Annotated in this window: 14 protein-coding genes and 3 tRNA genes; 10 read left to right on the top strand and 7 right to left on the bottom strand. The window is 73.0% G+C overall.

The annotated features are described in order from the left end of the window. Positions 1 to 41: 41 nt before the first annotated feature. Complete coding sequence (dnaG, locus tag OG556_RS10400; protein WP_350878164.1) at positions 42 to 1,946, top strand: DNA primase; 1,905 nt, start codon at positions 42 to 44, stop codon at positions 1,944 to 1,946. A gap of 136 nt (positions 1,947 to 2,082) precedes the next feature. Further along, a complete protein-coding gene (locus tag OG556_RS10395) occupies positions 2,083 to 3,297 on the top strand; it encodes an RNA polymerase sigma factor (RefSeq protein ID WP_371516864.1) in 1,215 nt (404 codons plus the stop codon). Positions 3,298 to 3,337: 40 nt separating this feature from the next. On the opposite strand, the gene OG556_RS10390 is transcribed toward OG556_RS10395, so the two are convergent. From OG556_RS10390 to OG556_RS10375, 4 genes are all read right to left on the bottom strand, one after another. Beyond that, positions 3,338 to 4,495 (bottom strand): DUF2690 domain-containing protein, encoded by a 1,158-nt coding sequence (locus OG556_RS10390; protein ID WP_371516863.1) that lies wholly within the window; start codon positions 4,493 to 4,495, stop codon positions 3,338 to 3,340. A gap of 436 nt (positions 4,496 to 4,931) precedes the next feature. Continuing rightward, entirely contained in the window at positions 4,932 to 6,335 is a 1,404-nt protein-coding gene (locus OG556_RS10385) for a glutamate decarboxylase (RefSeq protein WP_371516862.1), read from the bottom strand. Positions 6,336 to 6,459: 124 nt separating this feature from the next. Beyond that, positions 6,460 to 7,893, bottom strand: coding sequence for an FGGY family carbohydrate kinase (locus tag OG556_RS10380; protein ID WP_371516861.1), 1,434 nt, complete (start codon positions 7,891 to 7,893; stop codon positions 6,460 to 6,462). 107 nt (positions 7,894 to 8,000) lie between these two features. Continuing rightward, positions 8,001 to 8,306, bottom strand: coding sequence for a hypothetical protein (locus tag OG556_RS10375; protein ID WP_350878155.1), 306 nt, complete (start codon positions 8,304 to 8,306; stop codon positions 8,001 to 8,003). A 246-nt stretch (positions 8,307 to 8,552) separates the two neighbouring features. Between OG556_RS10375 and OG556_RS10370 the strand changes: the two genes are divergently transcribed. Both OG556_RS10370 and OG556_RS10365 read left to right on the top strand, forming a co-directional pair. Then, a tRNA-Asn gene (locus tag OG556_RS10370) sits at positions 8,553 to 8,625 on the top strand. Positions 8,626 to 8,686: 61 nt separating this feature from the next. Further along, positions 8,687 to 8,759: transfer RNA gene (locus OG556_RS10365), tRNA-Asn, on the top strand. A 181-nt stretch (positions 8,760 to 8,940) separates the two neighbouring features. On the opposite strand, the gene OG556_RS10360 is transcribed toward OG556_RS10365, so the two are convergent. Both OG556_RS10360 and OG556_RS10355 read right to left on the bottom strand, forming a co-directional pair. Then, the gene (locus tag OG556_RS10360) at positions 8,941 to 9,693 is read right to left on the bottom strand and encodes a serine protease (protein ID WP_371516860.1); all 753 of its coding nucleotides are present in this window, start codon (positions 9,691 to 9,693) and stop codon (positions 8,941 to 8,943) included. A 107-nt stretch (positions 9,694 to 9,800) separates the two neighbouring features. Beyond that, positions 9,801 to 10,679, bottom strand: a complete 879-nt coding sequence (locus OG556_RS10355) for a serine protease (protein WP_371516859.1) — start codon at positions 10,677 to 10,679, stop codon at positions 9,801 to 9,803. A 189-nt stretch (positions 10,680 to 10,868) separates the two neighbouring features. Between OG556_RS10355 and OG556_RS10350 the strand changes: the two genes are divergently transcribed. Further along, positions 10,869 to 10,942, top strand: a tRNA-Ile gene (locus OG556_RS10350). A gap of 793 nt (positions 10,943 to 11,735) precedes the next feature. Continuing rightward, the gene (locus OG556_RS10345) at positions 11,736 to 12,491 is read left to right on the top strand and encodes a BTAD domain-containing putative transcriptional regulator (protein ID WP_371516858.1); all 756 of its coding nucleotides are present in this window, start codon (positions 11,736 to 11,738) and stop codon (positions 12,489 to 12,491) included. Positions 12,492 to 12,508: 17 nt separating this feature from the next. On the opposite strand, the gene OG556_RS10340 is transcribed toward OG556_RS10345, so the two are convergent. Continuing rightward, positions 12,509 to 14,395 (bottom strand): phosphatidylglycerol lysyltransferase domain-containing protein, encoded by a 1,887-nt coding sequence (locus tag OG556_RS10340; protein ID WP_371516857.1) that lies wholly within the window; start codon positions 14,393 to 14,395, stop codon positions 12,509 to 12,511. Positions 14,396 to 14,714: 319 nt separating this feature from the next. On the opposite strand from OG556_RS10340, the gene OG556_RS10335 reads away from it, so the two are divergent. The 4 genes from OG556_RS10335 to OG556_RS10320 all read left to right on the top strand — a co-directional run bounded on the left by OG556_RS10335 (position 14,715) and on the right by OG556_RS10320 (position 21,635). Beyond that, complete coding sequence (locus OG556_RS10335; protein ID WP_371516856.1) at positions 14,715 to 18,608, top strand: amino acid adenylation domain-containing protein; 3,894 nt, start codon at positions 14,715 to 14,717, stop codon at positions 18,606 to 18,608. A gap of 73 nt (positions 18,609 to 18,681) precedes the next feature. Beyond that, positions 18,682 to 19,659, top strand: a complete 978-nt coding sequence (locus OG556_RS10330; protein WP_371516855.1) for a TauD/TfdA dioxygenase family protein — start codon at positions 18,682 to 18,684, stop codon at positions 19,657 to 19,659. A gap of 60 nt (positions 19,660 to 19,719) precedes the next feature. Beyond that, positions 19,720 to 20,532, top strand: a complete 813-nt coding sequence (locus OG556_RS10325; RefSeq protein ID WP_371516854.1) for a phytanoyl-CoA dioxygenase family protein — start codon at positions 19,720 to 19,722, stop codon at positions 20,530 to 20,532. Continuing rightward, the gene (locus tag OG556_RS10320) at positions 20,532 to 21,635 is read left to right on the top strand and encodes a zinc-binding dehydrogenase (RefSeq protein ID WP_371516853.1); all 1,104 of its coding nucleotides are present in this window, start codon (positions 20,532 to 20,534) and stop codon (positions 21,633 to 21,635) included. Before OG556_RS10325 ends, OG556_RS10320 begins: the two co-directional genes overlap by 1 nt. Positions 21,636 to 21,657: the final 22 nt, after the last annotated feature.

Raw genomic sequence — 21,657 nt, 5'->3', positions numbered from 1 at the left:
GGACCGCCGGGAAACCCCGGCCACCCCAGTAGACTTCCGGGGTGGCCGGGCGGATCAGGGACGAAGACGTACAAGCGGTGCGCAGCGCACTGCCGATCGACGCCGTGGTCGGCGACTACGTTCAGCTCACCAACGGTGGCGGCGGCGAGTACAAGGGCGTCTGCCCCTTCCACGACGAGAAGTCCGCCTCGTTCTACGTGAACCCCGCCAAGGGCGTCTTCCACTGCTTCGGCTGCCAGGAGAACGGCGACACCATCGCCTTCCTGATGAAGATCGAGCACTTCACCTTCGCCGAGGCCGTCGAGCGGATGGCCGCCCAGGCCGGCATCACCCTGCGCTACGAGGAGGGCGGCTACAGCCCCCGCCACCAGCAGGGCGAGCGGACCCGCCTGGTCGAGGCGCACAAGGTGGCCGCCGCCTACTACCGGGAGCAGCTGGCCTCGGCGGAGGCGGAGATCGGCCGCCGCTTCCTGGCCGAGCGCGGCTTCGACGAGGAGGCCGCGAAGACCTTCGGCGTCGGCTACGCCCCGGTGGGCTGGGAGCACCTCGTCCGCTACCTGCGCGGCAAGGGCTTCACGGACAAGGAGATCCTGCTCGGCGGCCTGGCCTCGCAGGGCCAGCGCGGCGGCCTGATCGACCGCTTCCGGGGCCGGCTGGTCTGGCCGATCCGGGACATTGCGGGCGAGGTGGTCGGCTTCGGCGCCCGCCGCCTGCGCGAGGACGACAACGGCCCGAAGTACCTGAACACCCCCGAGACGCCGATCTACAAGAAGTCGCACGTGCTGTACGGCATCGACCTGGCGAAGAAGGAGATCGCCAAGTCGGGCCGCGCGGTCGTGGTCGAGGGCTACACCGACGTGATGGCCTGCCACCTGGCGGGGGTCACCTCGGCGGTGGCCACCTGCGGTACGGCCTTCGCCGAGGACCACATCAAGATCATCCGTCGGCTGCTGATGGACACCTCGCAGTACCGCGGCGAGACGGTCTTCACCTTCGACGGCGACGCGGCCGGCCAGAAGGCCGCCCTGCGGGCCTTCGAGGACGACCAGAAGTTCGCCGCGAAGACCTCCATCGCGGTCAGCCCGGGCGGCATGGACCCGTGCGAGCTGCGCCTGGCCCAGGGCGACGAGGCCGTCAAGCAGCTGATCGACAACCCCGTCCCGCTGTTCGAGTTCGCGCTGGTCTCGGCGGTGTCCAAGCACCGGGTGGAGACGCCGGAGGGGCGGTCGGCGGCCCTGGAGGAGGCGGCCCCGATCGTCGCCAAGATCAAGGACCGCTCGATCCAGCACGAGTACGCCGTCCGCCTGGCCGGCATGCTCGGCATCCTGGACGAGCCCTTCGTCGTCCGCCGGGTCTCCCAGCTGGCCCGCTGGGACCGCGAGCGCCAGCAGAACCCCCGGGGCGCCGACCGCGGCCGCCGCGTCGAGCCCGCGCCGGTGCGCCCGGCGCAGCCCGCCTTCCGGCTCAACCCGCGCGACCCGGCCCAGTTCGTCGAGCGGGAGCTGCTCAAGCTGGCGCTCCAGCACCCGGACCTGGTCAGCCCGGCCTTCGACCACTACGGCGAGGACGAGTTCCCCACCCTGCCGTACACCGCCGTCCGGCAGGCCATCGCCAAGGCCGGCGGCGCCGCGTACGGGGCGACGCTGCCCGACTTCACCAGCGCGGTGCGCGAGGCGGCCCCGGACGACCAGGTGCGCTCGCTGGTCACCGAGCTGACCGTCGAGCCGGTGCGCTCCCGCCGGAAGGTGGACGCGGTCTACGCGGGGGAGTTCCTGGTCAAGCTGCGCCTGCTGGCGGTGGACCGGCGGATCGCCGAGGTCCGCGGCTACCTGCAGCGGCTCGGCCACCGGGCCGACGCCGAGCAGCAGCACGCGGTGCAGACCGAGCTGTGGCAGCTCCAGCAGTACGGCCAGCAGCTCCGCAGCCAGGGCGCGGCGGGGCTGTAGGAGCGCGGCGGGGCCGGGGGAGCGGCCCAGAAAGTCGGCGCACGAGTCTCGGCCACGGAGTGTGGCGTACCGCACACTGGAGGGCGTCCCACCTCCGTTCAGCGCGGGTCCGCCAGAGTCGCGCCCGCCCCGAGGGATGCCCGTGGACCGAGGCTTCGCCGCGACCTCCAGCCCGACCGCCGCACCGACCGCCGCACCGACCTCCAGCCCGACCGCCGCACCGGCCGGCGCGCTGAGCGCCGCACCGCCCGGGGAACGGGAGGCGGACCACGGCCGGGCCGGGGCCGCGCCCCCGGACGGCGCCCGAGGCGCGCCGGAGGGCCACCCCGAGGCCCCGGAGACGGACCCCGACGCCGACGACCCGGAGCCCGAGGCGGAGGACCCGGAGCCCGACGACGGGGACGAGGAGGAGCCCCGCCCGCCGGCCGAGGGCGACGCCGGCCCGGCACCGGACCTGCTCCGCCAGTACCTGCGCGAGATCGGCCGGGTCCGCCTGCTCACCGCCGCCGAGGAGGTGGAGCTGGCCCGCCGGGTCGAGGCAGGACTGTTCGCCGAGGAGCGGTTGAACGGCGACCCCCCGCCGCCCGACCCGCTGGCCCGTGAACTGGACACCTTGGTGGTGCGCGGCCGGATCGCCAAACGCCGGCTGATCGAGGCGAACCTGCGGCTGGTGGTGTCCGTCGCCAAACGCTACGTCGGCCGCGGACTGACCCTGTTGGACCTGGTCCAGGAGGGCAACCTGGGCCTGATCCGGGCGGTGGAGAAGTTCGACTACGCCCGCGGCTACAAGTTCTCCACGTACGCGACCTGGTGGATCCGGCAGGCGATGAGCCGGGCGCTGGCCGACCAGGCCCGGACGATCCGGGTGCCGGTGCACGTGGTCGAGCTGATCAACCGGGTGATCCGGGTGCAGCGAGCCCTGCTGCAGGAGCGCGGGCTGGAACCGACCCCGGCCGGGATCGCCGCCGTCCTGGAGCTGACCGAGGAACGGGTGCGCGAACTGCTCCGGCTGGCCCAGGAGCCGATCTCGCTGCACACCCCGGTCGGCGAGGAGGACGACGTCGCGCTCGGCGACCTGATCGAGGACGCCGACGCCGCCTCACCCGCGGAGTCCGCCACCTTCCTGCTGCTGCGCCAGCACCTGGACGCCGTCCTGGCCACCCTGGGCGAGCGGGAGCGCCAGGTCGTCCAGCTCCGCTACGGGCTGGACGACGGCCGCCCGCGCACGCTGGAGGAGATCGGCACGGTGTTCGGCGTGACCAGGGAGCGGATCCGCCAGATCGAGTCGAAGACGCTGATCAAGCTCCGCGACCACGCCTTCGCGGCGCAACTGCGCGGGTACCTCGACTGAGCGGCCCGCCGGGGGCGGGCGGGACCGGCCTAGGACTGGCCTAGGACCGGCCCGGGGAGGGCTGTGCACTGGCGGGCTGCGCGCCGGCGGGCTGCGCGTCGGTCGGCTGTGCCGGGGAGGGCGGGTCGGTGGCCGCCGCGTCCGGGCCGGTGCCCGGGGGCGGTGAGGCGGGGCCGATCGGGATCGGGGTGGAGGCCACCACGGCGGCCAGGCCGGAGACGGGCGAGGTGCAGACGTGCCCGGCCGGCTGGTACCCGCAGACCTGGAAGGTGACGGCCGGGTCGGCCGCGTCCAGCATCGACGAGTAGTTGTCGTAGCCCCAGTGGATGAGCGCCGTCTCGCTCTGGCCGGAGTCGTCGCTGATGGTCGCGTAGTCGTTCGGCTCGCCCTCGGTGATCGCCGCCCAGGCCGCCTGGCAGGTCTGGCTGTACCGGAGGTAGACGACGACCTTGCCGATGACGTCGGTCTGCAGGGTCCGGGCGTCCTTGCCGCAGCCGGTGGCCTTGGGGTCCTTGTGCGCGCAGCCGACGGCCTGGCAGACGGGAGCGCCCGGGGCGGGCTTGGCCGTGGTGGCGGTCGGGACGGGCTCGGCGACGGTCTGCGGCTGCTCCTGGTGCCGGGTGGCCCGCAGGCCGACCAGCACCAGCAGGGCCGCCAGCAGGGCGGCGCCCGCCAGCAGCGTCGCCGGGCGCCGCCACCACGGCACGGGTGCCGGCCCGGCGCCGCCGGGCTCGCCGGGTGCGGCGGTCAGGTCGAGCAGGTCGGTCACGTCGGTCACGTCGGAGGCGGCAGGTGGGGCGGAGGCCGCGGGTGTGGCGGGCGCGCCGGTCCGGTCCGTCGGGGGCTGTGCCGTCGGGGTCTGCGCCGCCGGGGCCTGCTCGGGCGCCGTCGGCGCGGCGGGTTCCTCCGGGGCGGCGGGCTCGCCGTCCTCCTCGGGCCCCGCCACGGCCCGCTCCCACAGCGCCCGCAGGGCCGGGCCGTCGCAGTCCACCGCCCTGGTCAGCGCTTCCAGCGCCTGCCCGGTGATGACCCGCTTGCCGTTCAGCCAGCGCTCCCAGGAGGCCCGGCTGTAGTGCGTCCGGGCGGCCAGCTCGGACAGCGAGAGTCCGGCGGCGTCCTTGATGACCCGGAGCTCCTCGGCCAGGAGCCGGGCGGGTCCGGACAGCTCTTCGGGCAGGTTCTTCCAGGCGGAACCCATGGGGCCTTCCAACGGTGCGAGACGGGAACGGGGGACGGGGGGAGCGGAACGGGCTCCGGCCGGGGCCGTCCGGGTGTCTCCGCTTCTCCAAACCCATCGGTCCGGCGTCCCAAACCCCAGGTCATGGCGCTGAGACGGACGGAAGTGTCTCACAACCCCCGGGAACGCTCGCATGTGCACGTGTCCGTCGTGCACAGTTCTCTGGTCGGCGCGGTTCGCCGCCCGACGGCGTCGTTCGGACGCGGACCGGTCACCGGTCCCCGCTCCGGCAGCACGTCCCGATTCCCCCACCGACCGGGGCAGCCTCGCGGGGGGAGGCTGCCCCGGCTCGTCCGGGACGCACGGCGGGGAGGACGCTACGAAGCGCCCTCCCCGCCGTGATCACGCCCCACCGCGTTCACTCCCCACCGCGTTCACGCGCCGGCGGACACCCGCCCTAGTGGTGGAAGCCCGACCGGGCCGGCACCCCGAGCTCCTTGAGCGGGCCGGGCTGGCGCCGCAGCTCCGGCAGCAGCCGGGAGAGGTCGGCCAGCAGCAGGTCGGCGAGGTCCAGCGAGAAGCCGTTGCGGCAGACCACCCGGAGCACCGACAGGTCCGTCCGGTTCGCGGGGAAGGTGTACGCGGGCACCTGCCAGCCGCGCTCGCGCAGCCGCCGCGAGACGTCGAACACGTCGAACGGCTCGTCGTCGGCGGTGGTGAGGGCGAAGACCGGCAACTGGTCGCCGCGGGTCAGCAGCCGGAAGCCGCCCAACTGCCCGATCGCTTCGGACAGGTGGATGGCGACCTCGCGGCAGGCGCCCTGGACGGCCCGGAAGCCGTCCCGGCCGAGCCGCAGGAAGACGTAGTACTGCGCGACGACCTCGGCGCCGGGGCGGGAGAAGTTGAGCGCGAAGGTCGGCATCTCGCCGCCGAGGTAGTTGACCCGGAAGACCAGTTCCTCCGGCAGCGCCTCCTGGTCGCGCCACAGGGCCCAGCCGACGCCGGGGTAGACCAGGCCGTACTTGTGCCCGGAGCTGTTGATCGAGGCGACCCGGGGCAGCCGGAAGTCCCAGACCACCTGGGGGTCGAGGAAGGGCGCCACCATGCCGCCGGAGGCGCCGTCCACGTGCACCGGGACGTCGAGGCCGGTGCGTTGCTGGAGGTCGTCCAGGGCCGCGCAGATCTCCGCGATCGGCTCGTAGGAGCCGTCGAAGGTGGAACCGAGGATGCCGACCACGCCGATGGTGTCCTCGTCGCACAGGGCGACCGCGTGCTCGGCGTCGAGGTGGAAGCGCTCGCCCTCCATGGGCGCGGTGCGGGCCTCGACCTCCCAGAAGGTGCAGAACTTCTCCCAGCACACCTGCACGTTGACGCCCATCACCAGGTTGGGCCGGGCCCCGGCCGCGTAGCGCTCGGCGTTGCGGTGCATCCAGCGGCGCTTGAGCGCCATGCCGGCCAGCATGCAGGCCTCGCTGGAGCCGGTGGTGGAGCAGCCGACCGCGGCGTCCGGGTCGGGGGCGTGCCAGAGGTCGGCGAGGATCGCCACGCAGCGCCGCTCCAGTTCGGCGGTCTGCGGGTACTCGTCCTTGTCGATCATGTTCTTGTCCAGGCACTCGGTCATCAGCCGGGTGGCCTGCGCCTCCATCGAGGTGGTGACGAAGGTCGCCAGGTTGAGCCGGGCGTTGCCGTCCAGCATCAGCTCGTCGTGGATCAGCTGGTACGCGGTGTCGGCCGTGACGGGCCCCTCGCCGAGCCGGTGCAGCGGCGGTGCCAGCTTCATCGAGCCCAGTGGGTCGGCGGCGCCCACCAGCGGACCGATGCTCAGCCGGCGGTCGTTGCCGGCCCCCTTGTGCAGCGCCATGGCGTCCTGCCGCCCTTCGAGCCGGTGGCCGTGTCCCGTCCCACGCTGCCACCGGCCGCCGGGTGACGCATCTTCACCGGCCGGTGAGGCCGCCGCAGCCGAGGTCGGGCCGCCGCAGCAGGGGTCAGGCCGCCGTCTCCGGGTGGATCTGTTCGCGGGCGGCGCGGTACTGCTGGCGCACCGCCGAGCCGATCGCCAGGTCCTGCTCCCCGTCCGGCTCGACGGTCTCGGCGTCCGGCAGCTCCCACTCCGGCGGCTCCGGGGTGCCGGCCAGCGCCCAGGCGGCCTGCCGGGCGGCCCCGCGGGCGGCGTGGGCGCCCGGCGGCGGCACCACGACCGGGACGCCGAACAGCGGCGGGGCGATGTGCCGGACGGCGGGCAGCCGCCCGGCCGCGCCGAGCAGGAACACCCGCCGCACCGCGACGCCCTGGGCGCGCAGCACGTCGAGGGCGTCCGCGATGTTGCACAGCATGCCCTCGACGGCGGCCCGGGCCAGGTGCTGCGGCGTCATCGAGTCGGCCCGCAGGCCGGTCAGGGTGCCGGCCGCGTGCGGGAGGGCCGGCGTCCGCTCGCCGTCCAGGTAGGGGAGGAGCACCAGCCCGTACGCGCCGGGGGAGGAGTGCAGGGCGAGGTCGCTCAGGCCGTCCAGGTCCCGGCCGAGCATGGCGGCGGTGGCGCGGAGCACCTGGGCGGCGTTGAGGGTGGCGACCATCGGGAGGTGGCGGCCGGCGGCGTCGGCGAAGGAGGAGATCAGCCCGGTGGCGTCCACCACGGCCCGGTCGTGCACGGCGAAGATCGTTCCGGCGCTGCCGAGCGAGACCACCGCGTCGCCGGGGCGCAGCCCGAGGCCGAGCGCGGCGGCCATGTTGTCGCCGGTGCCGGCCGAGATCAGCAGGCCCTCGGGGGTGTGCCCGGCGGGTTCGGCGGGGTCGAGCACCTCCGGCAGCCGCAGCTCGTGGCCGAGCGCCAGCTCGACCAGGTCCTGCCGGTACTCGCCGGTGATCGGGGACCAGTAGCCGGTGCCGGAGGCGTCGCCCCGGTCGGTGGTGCGGCGCCTGGGGTGGCCGAGGAGCTGCCAGACCAGCCAGTCGTGCGGGAGCAGCACCTCGGCCACCCGGCGGGCGTTGGCGGGCTCGAACTCGGCCAGCCAGCGCAGCTTGGCGATGGTGTAGGTCGGGCTGGGGACGGCGCCGATCGCGGCGGTCCAGGCGGCCGGGCCGCCGAGCGCGTCCAGCAGCTTGGCGGCGGCGCCGCTGGAACGCGGGTCGTTCCAGAGGATCGCCGGCCGGACCAGCACCCCGCCCGCGTCCAGCCCGATCATGCCGTGCTGCTGCGCGCTGACGCCGATGGCCCGGACGCCCTCCAGCAGGCCGCCGGCGGCGGCGTCGCCGAGCGAGTGCAGCCACAGCTGCGGGTCGGCCTCGCCGGGGCGGGTGTCCGGGTCCTCGGGGACGGGGTGCGGCGCCTTGCCGGAGCGCAGGACGGCGCCGGTGTCGGCGTCGCACGCGACGATCCGGGTGCGGTTGGTCGAGCTGTCTATCCCCGCGACGATGGCCATGTCGAGATCATGCCTCAGCCCGGCCCGGGACGCGTCCGGGCCGGGTGAGGTGTTGCCCGTTCGGGACGGGACGCAGGGCCCCGGTACACCCTGGCGTCACCGTCCCGTCACGGGCGGAAGGTACCCCAGCCGTCGTCCTCGGCCCGGGAACGGTTGAAGTACGGCACCCGGTCGGTGACGGCGTTCGGCAGCCGGTCGCCGACCTTGTCCGCGACGGCGCCGGCGGCCTTCCCGGCGACCGCGCCGGCCTGCTGCCTGGCTCGGTCTGCGGCGCCCTGCACCGTGGGGTTCTGGGCGATCTGCCGGGTGACCTTCGTGATCTGGTCGTAGCGCCGGCGCCCGGCCCTGGAGCCCAGGACGTAGCCGGCCGCGAACCCCGCGGCCAACGACAGCTTCCACATGATCGGATCCACCCTCTCCTGGCGGCCTTCTGCCGCATTGCCCTACCCGTCCGTCGGGACGGCGAACCGTCCGTGCCCCCCAGCATCCCCGGGGGCCGTGCCGGGCGCGCGCCGGGCACGCCGCGCGGGAGGCCGCGCGGGAGCCCCGGGGGCGGTCCGGCGAAAGCGATTGGCGGACCACCCCCCCGAGTGCGCTAATGTATGTCCCGCAGCGAGCGCCGAGGAGCCCGGGGAACCGGGGGCCGAGGCGGAAGCCGATCCCCCATAGCTCAATTGGCAGAGCAGCCGACTGTTAATCGGCAGGTTATTGGTTCGAGTCCAATTGGGGGAGCTCGGGAGAGGTCTTGCAAGAGCCCTCCTCCCGTCCGTGGTACGGAAGTTCGGTACCGCGATCCCGCATAGCTCAATTGGCAGAGCAGCCGGCTGTTAACCGGCAGGTTTTTGGTTCGAGTCCAAATGCGGGAGCTTCATCGGGTCCGCCCGGTGACTGCTCAGAGCGAAGGCCCCTCGGATGACCGGGGGGCCTTCGTGTTGCCTTCGTCACCTCGCGACGGCCGGGCGGCTCGGGCGGCCGCCTCCGGAGCCCGGGCGGCCGCCTCCCGGGGCTGGGCGGTTGCCCCCGGGTTCGGGCGATTGCCTCGCGGGTTCAGGCGGTCGCTTCCCGGTAGAGCGCGGAGACCCGCTGGTCGAAGGTGACGCTGTAGGAGGTGCCGGCCGTCTCGCCGCCCTCCTGGTAGCCGCCGATCACGCCGACGACCGCGCCGCTGTCCGTCACCCACGGGCTGCCGCTGGTGCCGTCGGTGTAGCCGTCGCAGTCGAAGCGCTCCTGGGTCGGGCTCTGCGAGCGGGTCCTGGCCGCGCAGGTGATCGGCTCGTCGCGCTCGTTCGGGTAGCCGGTCACCGAGACGGCGAGCCCGAAGCCCTGGCCGGTGGCGATCGGGTTGCCGCCGACGGCGTCCTCGACCTGCTTGCCGCCGACCGTGCCGACGGTGACGAAGGCCACGTCGTACTCGGGGTCGTCGTCGTCCGCCCAGCGCGGGTCGACGGTGATCGACTTCACCGGCCAACTGCCGTACGGGATGAAGCCGTTGCGGTAGCCGGGGGTGAACACCAGGCCGTCCAGCAGGCCGATCCGGCGGTTCTGCACGCAGTGCGCGGCGGTGACCAGCAGGTTGTGCCTGGGGCTGCGGACGACGCTCGCCGTGCAGGCCCGGGGGCCCTGCGCGGTGCGGACCGAGAGGGTGCCGATCCGGTCGCGGGTGTTGCTCTGCTGCGCGACCTCGGCGGCGGGCGCCTGGTCCTGCTCGCCCCCGTCGCACGCGGTTCCGGCGGCGAGCAGCAGGGCCGCCAGCGCGACCGTCCGTGCGGCGCGCGGGGGCCGTGCCGGGCGGGGGGCCATCGGGGCTCCGTCTCGTTCCTCGGGGCGGGCACCGGGTCCGTGCGTTCCGCCGTTCGAGAGGAAGATCTATCAGGCCGTGCCCGGCGGCGCCACTGCCGCCCCTCCGGTCAGCCGGTGGCCCGGTCGTAGAGCGCCTGGACGCGGTCGCCGAAGTAGCTGCTGTACGAGGTGTCCGGGCTGTCGCCGCCCTGCTGGTAGCCGCCGATCACGCCGACCACGGTGCCGGTCCTGGTGCTCGGGTCGAAGTCGGTCACCCAGGGGCTGCCGCTGGTGCCGCCGGTGTAGTCGGGGCAGTCGATCCGCAGCTGGGTGGAGCTCTGCTCGGTGGTGTTGTTGGCGCAGGTGATCGGGACGTCGCTGGTGCCGGGGTAGCCGGTGATCCGCACGGGCAACTGGTAGCCGAGGCCGATGCCCAGCTTGTTGGCGCCGAGCACCTGCTGCACCTGCTGCCCGTTCTGGGCCTGGACGACCGCGAAGGCGACGTCCACGTCCGGGTCGGCGTGGTCCTTCCAGCCGTCGTCGACGGTGACGGCGATCAGCGGCCAGACGCCGCTTGGGGTGTCGCCGTTGCGGTAGCCGGGGACGAAGACGAGGTCGCTGCGCTGGCCGAGTTGGGGGTCCCAGACGCAGTGCGCGGCGGTGACGATGAGGTTGAGCCCGGCGCTGTCGACGACGCTGGCGGTGCAGAAGTGGTCGCCGTCCGCGTTGCGGGTGAAGACGGCGCCGACCAGGCCGTTGAGCACGGTGGCCCTGGCGGTGCGGGTGACCCCGGTGTGCCTGGCGACGGCGCCCCTGAGCCGCTGCCGGCTCCAGCCGTGGCCGCCGCCGGAGGCCGGGGCGGATCCGGAGGGGCGGGCGGAGCGGGTGGCCGGAGCCGAGCTGACCGTCGGAGCGCCCCCGCCGGGCCCGGCCGAGGTGGTGCAGCCCGCCGCGGCCAGCAGTACCGCGAGCGCCCCGGCCGCGGCTCCCGTCCCACGTGTCGTCATCCGTCCAGGCTGCCCGTGCGGCCGTCCGGGCGCCACCCGAACTGCGCAATCAGGACAGGCGCACGCCTGTGCGCACCCGTGCGCGCCCCCGGCGCGCACCACGGGTGATCGACCGGCTATGCTGCGCGGGACGTCCTTTCGGGGCCGTCTGCTGCTGCCGTGGTCGACGACCGGCGCACGCGGCGAACCGGGGCGGTAGCTCAGCCGGTTAGAGCAGGGGACTCATAATCCCTTGGTCGTGGGTTCGAGTCCCACCCGCCCCACCTCGAACAGCCGTCAGGGCATGAGTAAAAACGATGCCCTGACCTGGCAAAACGTGCAGGACTTCGATCGGAACTGTAGAGCATGAGGCGCCCCGCCGGTCTGGCGCCGCGCCGAGATTCACCCGCCAGTGGACATGACGAGGGGTTCGCCCCCGGGCTGTCGGCAGCGTCCCGGCCGAGTGGTGCCGTCCGCCCACCGAGCGCAGCCAGGTCGCGCCGTTGCCCTCCTGCGGAGGGGGCCGTGATGGGCGGGCGGGTCAGGAACGTCTTGAGTTTCCGTCAGGGAAGTCGACCGGTTCCAGGCCCGGGTGTGGACTCCCAAGTGAACCTCGAATCCGTGGAATTCCTTTATCAATGAGCGCCATCCGGAAATCTGGCAGTATGTCTGGTTCTTCGACTATTGCTCGAAATTCGCCCGTCAGCCATGGATTCAAGCGGAATCTTTGCGTCCGAACCGGCGGTCCGGAGTTCCTCCCGCCGGGGCCGGGGTTGCCCATCCGGCGCGTGATAGGGTCCTGAATTCATGACCCGGCGCATACCAGGCCGGGTCGGCTTGGGGGAATCCAGGTGGCCCGGTGTCCTCGGGTCGCCATCGGAAATTCGGGCGCGCCGGCGGGGGACGCATGCGTGAAGGTGTGCAGTCGTCCACCTGTGCCGGGGGCTGTCGGCGCGACTTCTGCTTTCTTCACACACCATGCCCGGACTCACCGGACCATCGGTTCTGAGGATTCCGGGTCTTCTGACCGGGGGGATGAGAAGAATCGTGTACTTTCGCGTTCTCGGAGCACTTGCAGTGGAGACGGACGGCGGGACGCCGCGCACTCCGCAGGCGTTGAAGCTCCGGGCCTTGCTGGCGCTGTTGTGCCTGAACGACGGCCGCCCACTGTCCGCGTCGCAGCTCATCGACTCCCTCTGGTCGGGGGCGCCGCCGCGCACCGCGTCCACCGCCCTGCAGGTGTACGTCTCCCGGCTCCGCAAGCATCTGGCGGGTGCGGGCTTCGATGTGTCCGGGCTGCTGACCAGGCCGCCCGGCTACATGATGGAACTCGCCCCGTTCACCCTGGACCTGCACAGCTTCGAATCGCTGTGCCTGCGCGCCGGGGAGCTGCGGGCGGTGGGCCGGCTGGAGGAGGCCTCGGAGCTGCTCTCCCGGGCACTCGGGCTGTGGACCGGCCCGGCGCTGGCGGACCTGTCCACGGTTCCGGCATTGCAGAGCCTGGGCCACCAGCTGGACGAGAAGCGGTCGGCAGCGCTGGAGGAGCGGGCCGAGACGGAACTGCTCCTGGGACGGCACAAGCCGCTGGTCGGCGAGCTCTACGGGTTGATCGACGAACAGCCGATGCGGGAGACCTTCCACGGTCTTCTCATGCTCGCGCTGTACCGCAGCGGCCGGCCGGCCGAAGCCCTCATGATCTACAACCGCATCCGGCGCTTCCTCATCGACGAGATCGGCATCGAACCGGGGCCCAGGCTGCGGCAGTTGCAGCAGTCGGTCCTGGCCCGGGACGCCGGCCTCGAAGAGCACACGCTCGCCCATCTCGCCTGCTGAACGGGCTGACCGCATCCCTACGGCTCGTCCGGCCCCGCGACGCGCTCCGCTCGCGGGGCCGGACGAGCCGTACCGGCTCCCGCCCCCGCGAGCCCCTGCCGCAGCGGCTTGCGGCCCCACCGGGGCCGGCCGAGGGTGATGAAGGCCTCCGCCTGCATCGCCGCGAGCCCGATCCGCGGCAGATCGCGGGTGTGCGGGAAGACCAGGAAGCGCGGCACCCACTCCGGCTGGAACTTGGCGTTGAACTTGTACAGCGACTCGATCTGGAACCAGCGCGAGAGCAGGACGAGCAGCCCTCGCCAGGCCCGCAGCACCGGTCCCGCGCCGAGCCGTTCTCCCCGGGCCAGGGCTGAGCGGAACATCGCGAAGTTGAGCGAGACCCGGCGTATCCCGAGGGCGGGCGCCGCCTGGAGAACGGCGACGATCAGCAGCTCGTTGAGGCCGGGGTCGGCGGCGCGGTCCCGGCGCATCAGTTCCAGCGAGATTCCCTCGGGGCCCCAGGGGGCGAAGTGCAGCACGGCGGCGAGGTCGTCGGCATCCGGCTTCCCGCCCGCCTCGTCCGATCCGACGTCCGGGGAGTGGTGTGCGGTGACCACCACGCAGCCGGTGTCCTCCGCGTCACCGAAGCGGCCGAGGGCGGTGGAGAAGCCCCGCTCGATGTCGGTGCCGCGCCAGCGGGCCGCCGCGGCCGCGATCCGCGCCCGCTCCGCGTCGTCGAGGTCGCGGACCCGGCGGACCTTGCAGGAGTAGCCGTTGCGCTCGACGCGTTTGACCATCTGGCGCACATTGCGCATGACCCGCCCGCTCAGCGAGAAGTCGGCCGTGTGCACGACCGCTTCGTCACCCAGCTCCAGGGCGTCCAGTCCCGCTTCGCGCGTCCACACCTCGCCGCCGGTTTCGCCGCACCCGATCACGGCGGGCACCCAGGCGTGCCGCCTGGCCTCGTCCATGAACGCCTTGATCGCTCCGGGCCAGGCCTCGACGTCGCCGATGGGGTCGCCGGAGGCGAGCATCACACCGGACTCGACGCGGTAGGCGATGGCGGCCTTGCCGGTCGGCGAGAACAGCACGCTCTTGTCACGCCGCAGCGCGAAGTACCCCAGCGAGTCGCGTTCCCCGTGCCGTTCGAGCAGCTCACGCACCCGGGCCTCGTCGTCCGCGGAGAGCTCCGCCAGCGGTTTCTCGGGCCGCAGGAACAGGTAGGAGGTGGTCAGCAGGGTGATCAGACCGAGCGCGCCGAGTGAGTAGCCGACCAGGTCCGCGACCCGATCCGAGGTGTAGCGCACCGGCCCCTCGACTCCGACGAGCCCGTACGCGGTGTGCCGCAGCCGCTCCTCCGGCGAGGGCGAGCCGGCCTCGTAGTCCGGGTGCACATTGGTGATCAGCAGCCCCAGCACGAGGGAGACGCCGCCCACCGCGACGAAGCTCAGCAGCGCCCGCCAACGGGTGCGCGGGTCGGACAGCGCGTAGAACTCCCGCCGGTACAGCAGCACCACCAGGAGCAGCGCGAACGACATCACACCGGTGGCGGTGGTGTGCCACCGCAGGAGGTGCAGCAGCCCGCCCACCGGGAGCAGCACGACCACCGCCCGCCAGGCCCGCCGCTTGCGGCGGCGCAGCGCGTGCGCCAGCAGCACGAGCAGCACGCCGACCATCAGCGAGCCGACCGCGGTCACCGTGGTGGTGCCACCGGGCAGTTGACCGGCCAGCAGGCGCACCCGACTGTGGCGGAAGCCGGGGAAGACGGCGGCCGCGAGGTCGATCAGCCCGATCAGCAGGCAGGCGTACGCGGCGAGGGCGGGGACGCGCGGCCGGGGCGCCGGGGTGGTCAGGCCGCGAAGGATGTGCGCTGCCGGGCGACGACTCGTTGCCGGATCCGGGCGGGGAGGCGCTGGATTGTTCATAGAGCGCGAATCTAAAGCCGGATCAGGGGATTTCAGTCATCCTGGAGAATGATATCCGACGGGATTAAGGGGCGCTTTAGCGGGGTGAAATGCAAGTGGCGTGCATGTGGAGGTTTAGCGCCCGCGTCTAGCATTCTTCTCGTAGTGGAGTCAGGCGGGGCCGGGTTGTCCGGTCGGGACCGCGATGTGCTTTTCTTCCCGTTGCTTCCCGAATTTCCCGTGTGTCCTCCGCATTCTGTCCTTTTATTCGGTGGGAACCCGCCGGCCGGTGCGCACCATGAGGAGTGTGAGAGAAGTGTCAGGGTCAGGATCCGGCGACATGCGCCTTCCCGTGTCAACGGCCCAGCGTGAGATGTGGCTGGCCGAACAGGTCGATCCGACCGCTCCGCAGCAGCGCGTCGGTGAATACCTGGAACTCCACGGGGCCATCGACCGACGGGTCTTCGAAACGGCGATGCGGCAGGCCGTCGCGGAGGCCGTCCCGATGCACGCCGTGTTCGTCGAGGAGGACGGTGAGCCCCGGCAGTGCGTGACCCCCTTCTCCGACTGGGAGTTCCCGGTCCTCGACGTCTGCGGCGAACCGGACCCCGCGGCCGCCGCGCTGGCCTGGATGCGGGCCGACCTGTCCCGCCGGATGGACCTTTCCCGAGGGCCGCTCTTCTCCTACGCGCTGTTCGGCCTGGGGCCGGATCGCAGCTTCTGGTACCTCAGCGCCCACCACGCGGTCGCGGACGGGCACACGGGCGCGCTGATCGCCCAGCGGGTGTCCGAGCTCTACGCCGCCATGACCGCGGGACTCCCCCTGCCGGCCGGCCGGTACGGGGCCATCCGGAAGATGCTCGCGGACGACGCGGACTACCAGGCCTCCGACCGGGGCGCGGCGGACCGGGCGTACTGGACGACCCGGTTCGCGGACGGACCGGAAGTCGCCACCCTCGCCTCCCAACCGCCGGGCGGGCCCGCCGCCCAGGGACAGGCCAGTCACACCGGCAGCCTCTCCGTAGCCGAGACCGAGCAGCTCAAGGCCGCCGCCCGCTCGGCCCGCACCCACTGGTCCGTGCTGGTGATCGCCGCCGCGGCCGCCCAGGTCCACCGGCTCACCGGCGCACAGGACGTCATCCTGAGCCTGCCGATGGCCGCCCGCACCGACGCCGCGGCGCGTACCACGCCGGGGATGTACTCCAACGCCCTGCCCCTGCGCGTCACGGTCCGCCCGGACCTCACGCTGCACGAGCTCGTCCGTGAAGTCGCGGTTGGATTCCGGGAGATGATCCGGCATCAGCGTCACCGCGGTGAGCGCCTGGGGCGCGACCTCGGCCTGCCGGACACGGGGCGCTACCGGACCGGTCCCATGGTCAACATCATGGCCTTCGACTACGACCTGCAGTTCGCCGGTCGGCCCGCCACCGCCCACCACCTGACCCAGGGGATCGTCGAGGACCTGTCGTTCACGGCCTTCGACCGCGCGGACGGCCTGGGGCTGCGCATCGATCTGGTCGCCAACTCGGCCCGCTACGAGGCCGACGAGCTGGCCGCGCACCACGCGCGCTTCCTGCGCCTCCTGCGCGCCTTCAGCACGGACCGGGACATGCGGGTCGGCTCCGTCGACCTGCTCACCGAGGGCGAGCGGACCCGGTTGCTCACCGAACTCGGCGGCCCCGAGCGCGAGTACCCGGAAGCCGGCCTCCCGGAGCTGTTCGCCCGGCAGGCCGAGGACACCCCGCACCTGCCGGCCGTGGTCTCGGCGGAGACCACGCTGACCTACCGGGAGCTGGATACCGCCTCGAACCGGCTCGCCCGGCTCCTCATCTCGCGGGGCGTCGGGCCCGAGCGGATCGTCGCCGTCGCGTTGCCCCGCTCGGCCCTGCTCGCCGTTGCCGTCCTCGCCGTCCTCAAAGCGGGCGGCTGCTACCTCCCCGTCGATCCCGAATATCCCGCCGAGAGGCTGTCGTTCATGCTGAGCGACACCGTGCCCGCCGTCGTGCTGACGACTGTGGACACGGCCCAGCGGCTGCCGCACACGGACGCCCCCCGGCTGGTCCTCGACGAGTCCGGCACCCTGGGCGAGCTGGACCGGTTGGCCGGCACGGGGATCGACGACGAGCAGCGGCCGGGCCGGCTCGACCCGGCGCATCCCGCGTACGTCATCTACACCTCGGGCACCACCGGCCGGCCCAAGGGCGTGGTGATGCCGGGGCGGGCGATGGTCAACCTCCTGTCGTGGCACGACGAGGCCTTCCCCTCGGCCGCCGGGGCCAGGATCGCCCAGTTCACCGCGCTCAGTTTCGACGTGTCCGTGCAGGAGATCCTGTCCGCGGTGCTGTTCGGCAAGACCCTGGTGGTGCCGGCCGAGGAGGTCCGGCGCGACCCCAAGCTGCTCGCCGCCTGGCTTGATGCGGAGCGCGTGAACGAGCTCTTCGCCCCCAACCTCGTCCTGGAGGCCCTGTGCGAGGCGGCCCTCGACCAGGGGTGGACCATCCCGTCGCTGCGGGTCCTGGCGCAGGGCGGTGAGGCGCTCACCCCGAGCCGCCAGGTACGCGCGTTCGTGCGGGGCAGCGTCGGGCGCCGGCTGCACAATCACTACGGCCCGAGCGAGACCCACCTGGTGACGGCCCACACCCTGGCGGCGGACGTCGACGCGTGGCCGCCCGCCGCCCCGATCGGCCGGCCGATCCCCAACATCAGGGCGTACGTCCTGGACGCCGGCCTGCGCCTGGCCCCGGAGGGGGTGCGCGGAGAGCTGTACCTCGCCGGGGCCGGGGTCGCCCGGGGCTACCTGAACCGCCCCGGACTCACCGCCGTGCGGTTCGTCGCCGACCCGTACGGGCCGCCGGGCAGCCGGATGTACCGGACCGGGGACGTGGTCCGCTGGCTGCCCGACGGGCAGTTGGAGTACCACGGCCGGTCCGACGACCAGATCAAGATCCGTGGATTCCGGATCGAGCCCGGCGAGATCAGGGCGGCCCTCGCCGCCTGCCCCGGTATCGTCCACGCCGAGGTGGTGGCCCGCGAGGTCAGGCCCGGGGACCGGCGGCTCGTCGGATACGTCGTGCCGCAGACGCGGGGGTGCGACACGGCCGCGGTGCGCGAGTTCGTCCGGGCGAGGCTGCCGGCCCACCTGGTGCCCTCGGCCGTCGTCGAGCTGGCGGAGCTTCCGCTCACGCCGAACGGAAAGCTGGACCGCCGGGCGCTGCCCGAGCCCCGGCTCACCGGCGGCGCACCGGCCCGCGAACCGGCCACCGAGCAGGAGCGGGTCCTGTGCGGCCTCTTCGCCCAGGTACTGGAGGTGCCCGCGGTCGGTGTCGACGAGAACTTCTTCGACCTCGGCGGGCACTCCCTCCTCGCCGCCCGCCTCGTCGCGCGGATCAGGGCCGCGCTCGGCACGCCGCTGGAAGTGCACGCCCTGTTCGAGTCCCCGAGCCCGGCCGGGCTCGCACGGCGGATCGCGGACCCGTCGTCCGGCGCCGCGCCGCAGTCCCTGTTGCCGTTGCGCGCGGAGGGCTCCCGGCCCCCGCTGTTCTGCGTCCACCCGGCTGCCGGAATGGGCTGGCCGTACGCGGGGCTCCTGCCGCACCTAGGCCCCGACCAGCCCGTGTACGCGCTCCAGGCGCGGCGCGGCCCCGGGGAGGCGCCGGGCTTCCCGGCCACCGTCGAGGACATGGCCGCCGACTACGTGGCACAGATCCGTGCGGTGCGCCCCGGGGGCCCCTATCGGATCCTCGGCTGGTCCTTCGGCGGGCTGGTGGCCCACGCCATGGCCACCCTCCTGGAGCGCGAGGGCGAGGTGGTCGACCTGCTCGTGATGGTGGACTCCTATCCCGTGGACGACCGGCTCCGGGCCGACCTGCCAGGGTTCAGCGAGGACGAGTTCGACCGCACCCTGCTCCAGTCGGTCGGCGACGACGATTCCCTCCTCGGGGACGACCGGGCCCGGGCCGCGCTCCGCGACGTCTACCGCAACGACCTCGACCTGATGGCCGGGTTCAGGCCCGGCAGGTTCCACGGCGGACTGCTGTTCTTCCGGGCCGCGGAGTCCGACCCCGGCGACCCGTACGAACCGGGCCGCAGCACCGCGGCGGCCTGGGCGGGCCACATCGGCGGCGCGGTCGAATCCCACGACGTGCCGGCCACCCACCACCGCATGATGCGGCCGTCGGCCCTGGCGGAGATCGGGCCGCTCCTCGCCGCGCGGCTGCGGTCCGCGGACGCGTAACGGCCCCGCCCCGAGGCGACGGCCCCACCAACCCCGGCGCACCCGCGCCCCGAGGACCAGGAGGTCCACCGGAATGACAACCACCCCGACCCACCCCGAGCACACGGGCGTCGACGCCGAGCTGGCGGAGGTGCGGTCACTGGCCCGCCGTGGCATCGAGGGCCGGACGGACCATCACGGCCCCCGGCTCCTGCGCAGGCTCGCGGAGGGCCGGCATGGCGGCCCGTACGAGCACTTCGAGGTGCGTCCGTCGGGACCGCTGATCGGCGCCGAGATCCACGGCATCGACCTGCGCACCCCGCTGAGCGACGAGGTGTTCGGCGAGCTGGACCGGGCCCTGCTCGAATGGAAGGTGCTGTTCTTCCGCGACCAGGACCTCACCGCCGAGCAGCAGCGGGCCTTCGCGTGCCGGTGGGGCGCGATCGAGGGGCACCCGTTCCTGCCGGCGGGTACCGGCGAGGACGTCGTGCGGCTGGAGAAGGGCAAGCAGAACCCCGGCTTCGAGAACGTCTGGCACTACGACTTCCCGTGGATCGAGCGCCCCCCGCTCGGCGCCGTCCTGCGCATGGTGGAACTGCCCGAAGGGGGCGGCGGCGACACCCTGTTCACGGATGCGGCCGCCGCGTACGACAACCTCCCGGACGAGGTGAAGGCGCGCATCGACGGGCTGAAGACGGTCAACGACTTCACCCCGTCGGCCAACTACCGTGAGCTGATGACGGACGAGCAGCGGGCGCACTTCCAGGGGGTCTACCCGCCGGTGGAGCACCCGCTGGTGCGCACCCACCCGAAGACCGGGCGCAAGACGCTGTTCCTGACGTCGATCTTCACCACCCACATCGCGGGCCTGCCGGCGGACGAGAGCGAGGAGCTGCTGGCCTACCTCTTCCGCCAGCTGGAGTACCCCGAATACCAGGTGCGCTTCCGCTGGGAGGCGAAGTCGATCGCCTTCTGGGACAACCGGGCCGTGCAGCACTACGCCACCTCGGACTACCACCCGAACCGCCGGGTCGTGGACCGGACCGCGATCGCCGGCGACCGGCCGTTCTGACCTGAGCACCCGGTCCGGCACGCCCCGCACCCGCCACTCACGTCATACGGAGGAACACCCATGCATCTCAGCGAAGAACAGATCGCCCGATACCACGAGGACGGGTTCCTCCTCGTGGAGTCCGTGCTGGACGACCGGGAGGTGGAACGGCTCCGGGCCGCGTTCCAGCGCGACTGCCGCGTTCACGGTCCGCAGGTGATCAGGGAGGAGTCCCGGGACGAGGTGCGCGCGGTGTACGCCTCGCACCACCGGCAGCCCGAGTACGCCGGGCTGATCCGGGACCCCCGGATGCTCGCGCCGGTGCGGCAACTGCTCACGGACGACGTGTACGTGTACCAGCTCAAGATCAACGCCAAGCCGGCGTTCGGCGGCGAGAAGTGGTCCTGGCACCAGGACTACGTCGCCTGGCGCCTCGCCGATCGGCTGCCCGCCCCGCTCCAGGTCAACGTCGGCGTCTTCCTCGACGCCGTCGACGAGTTCAACGGCCCCATGATCTTCGTGTCCGGATCGCACCGCCACGGCCCGGTGCGCGGCAGCCGCTCGGCCGAGGCCAAGTCCGCCCAGCACCTGGACCCGGAGGACATCGCGCTGACTCCCGACCAGCTCTCCACCCTGGTCGCCGAGCGCGGCATGGTCAGCCCCAAGGGCCCGGCCGGCTCCCTCGTCTTCTTCTCGCCCGAGATCGTGCACGGCTCCGCACCCAACATGTCACCCTTCCCACGCCGACTGCTCATCGCCACCTACAACGACACCGCCAACCTGCCGAGCTGGACCGGTGAGCCGCGGCCCGACTACGTCGTGTGCCGCGACACCGAGCCCCTGCGCATCCTCGACGCCCCCTTCCTCGACGCCCTCGAAGGGGTGTCGGCGTGATGCGCGGGAAGGCCGTCGTCCTGGAGGAGTTCGGCCGGCCGCTCGCGCTGCGGGAGTACGAGGTCCCGCCCGCCCCGGTCGGGGGGATGCTCGTCGCCTGCCGCCACGGCGGGATCTGCGGCACCGACCTCCACCTCCAGCAGGGCCACCTGCCGATCCCCACCCCGCTGGTCCTCGGCCACGAAGGCCTCGGCACCGTCCACGAGCTCGGTCCGGACGCCCCCGGGCACGACGCCACGGGAACCGCACTGAAAACCGGCGACACCGTGATGTGGGCGTCCTCGATCGCCTGCGGCTCCTGCGTCCCGTGCCGGCTGCACCGTGAGCCGACCCTGTGCGAGAACCGCCGTACCTACGGGGTCAACCGCTCCACCACCGACGGCCCCGAGCTCTCGGGCGCCTGGGCCGAGTTCATCGTGCTGCAGGCCGGTACGACCGTCGTGAAGCTGGACGACGGCATCGACCCGCTCGCCGCCATGTCCCTGGCCTGCGCGGGGCCGACCGTGGTGCACGCCCTCCTCGAACGCAGGCCGGTGCGCCTCGGCGAGACGGTCGTGGTCCAGGGCAGCGGTCCGGTGGGCCTCGCGGCCGCCGCGTTCGCCCGGCTCGCCGGGGCTGCCAAGGTCATCCTCGTGGGCGGCCCCGACAGCCGACTGGCCCTCGCGGCCGCCGCCGGCATCGGTGACGTGCACCTCGACATCACCGCGCCCGGCGACGCCGAGGCCGTCCTGGACCGGGTCCGCGCGGAGACCGGAGGAGCCGGGGCCGACCTCGTGATCGAGTGCGCGGGCGTGCCCGGGGCGGTCGCGCAGGGCCTCACCCTCGCCCGCCGGGGCGGCTCCTACCTGGTCATCGGCCAGTACACGGACGCGGGCGACACCCTGTTCAACCCGCACCAGATCGTCTACCGGCAGCTCGATGTCGTCGGATCCTGGGCGTTCACCGGCGCGCACCTCGTCGAGTACGTACGCCTGCTGCCCGCCCTCACGGCCCGCTTCGACCTGGCCAGCCTGGTGTCGTCCTACCCGCTGCACGACCACGGGACCGCGCTCGCGGCCGTGGCGGACGGTTCGGTGATGAAGGCGGTCCTCACGAACCCGTAGGTGTGTGCGAGGTGGTACGCGT

Origin of the sequence: Kitasatospora sp. NBC_01300 (assembly GCF_041435235.1) — a bacterium.
Taxonomy (GTDB): Bacteria; Actinomycetota; Actinomycetes; order Streptomycetales; family Streptomycetaceae; genus Kitasatospora.
Note: the sequence above shows the minus strand (reverse complement) of the source record. Positions and strands in the feature narration are given on the sequence as shown.

Bases quoted from the DNA above. Each gene is read 5' to 3' on its own strand.
- OG556_RS10395 (WP_371516864.1), top strand. From the start codon at position 2,083: ATGCCCGTGGACCGAGGCTTCGCCGCGACCTCCAGCCCGACCGCCGCA.
- OG556_RS10390 (WP_371516863.1), bottom strand. From the start codon at position 4,495: ATGGGTTCCGCCTGGAAGAACCTGCCCGAAGAGCTGTCCGGACCCGCC.
- OG556_RS10385 (WP_371516862.1), bottom strand. From the start codon at position 6,335: ATGGCGCTGCACAAGGGGGCCGGCAACGACCGCCGGCTGAGCATCGGT.
- OG556_RS10380 (WP_371516861.1), bottom strand. From the start codon at position 7,893: ATGGCCATCGTCGCGGGGATAGACAGCTCGACCAACCGCACCCGGATC.
- OG556_RS10360 (WP_371516860.1), bottom strand. From the start codon at position 9,693: ATGGCCCCCCGCCCGGCACGGCCCCCGCGCGCCGCACGGACGGTCGCG.
- OG556_RS10355 (WP_371516859.1), bottom strand. From the start codon at position 10,679: ATGACGACACGTGGGACGGGAGCCGCGGCCGGGGCGCTCGCGGTACTG.
- OG556_RS10340 (WP_371516857.1), bottom strand. From the start codon at position 14,395: ATGAACAATCCAGCGCCTCCCCGCCCGGATCCGGCAACGAGTCGTCGC.
- OG556_RS10335 (WP_371516856.1), top strand. From the start codon at position 14,715: ATGCGCCTTCCCGTGTCAACGGCCCAGCGTGAGATGTGGCTGGCCGAA.
- OG556_RS10330 (WP_371516855.1), top strand. From the start codon at position 18,682: ATGACAACCACCCCGACCCACCCCGAGCACACGGGCGTCGACGCCGAG.
- OG556_RS10325 (WP_371516854.1), top strand. From the start codon at position 19,720: ATGCATCTCAGCGAAGAACAGATCGCCCGATACCACGAGGACGGGTTC.
- OG556_RS10320 (WP_371516853.1), top strand. From the start codon at position 20,532: ATGCGCGGGAAGGCCGTCGTCCTGGAGGAGTTCGGCCGGCCGCTCGCG.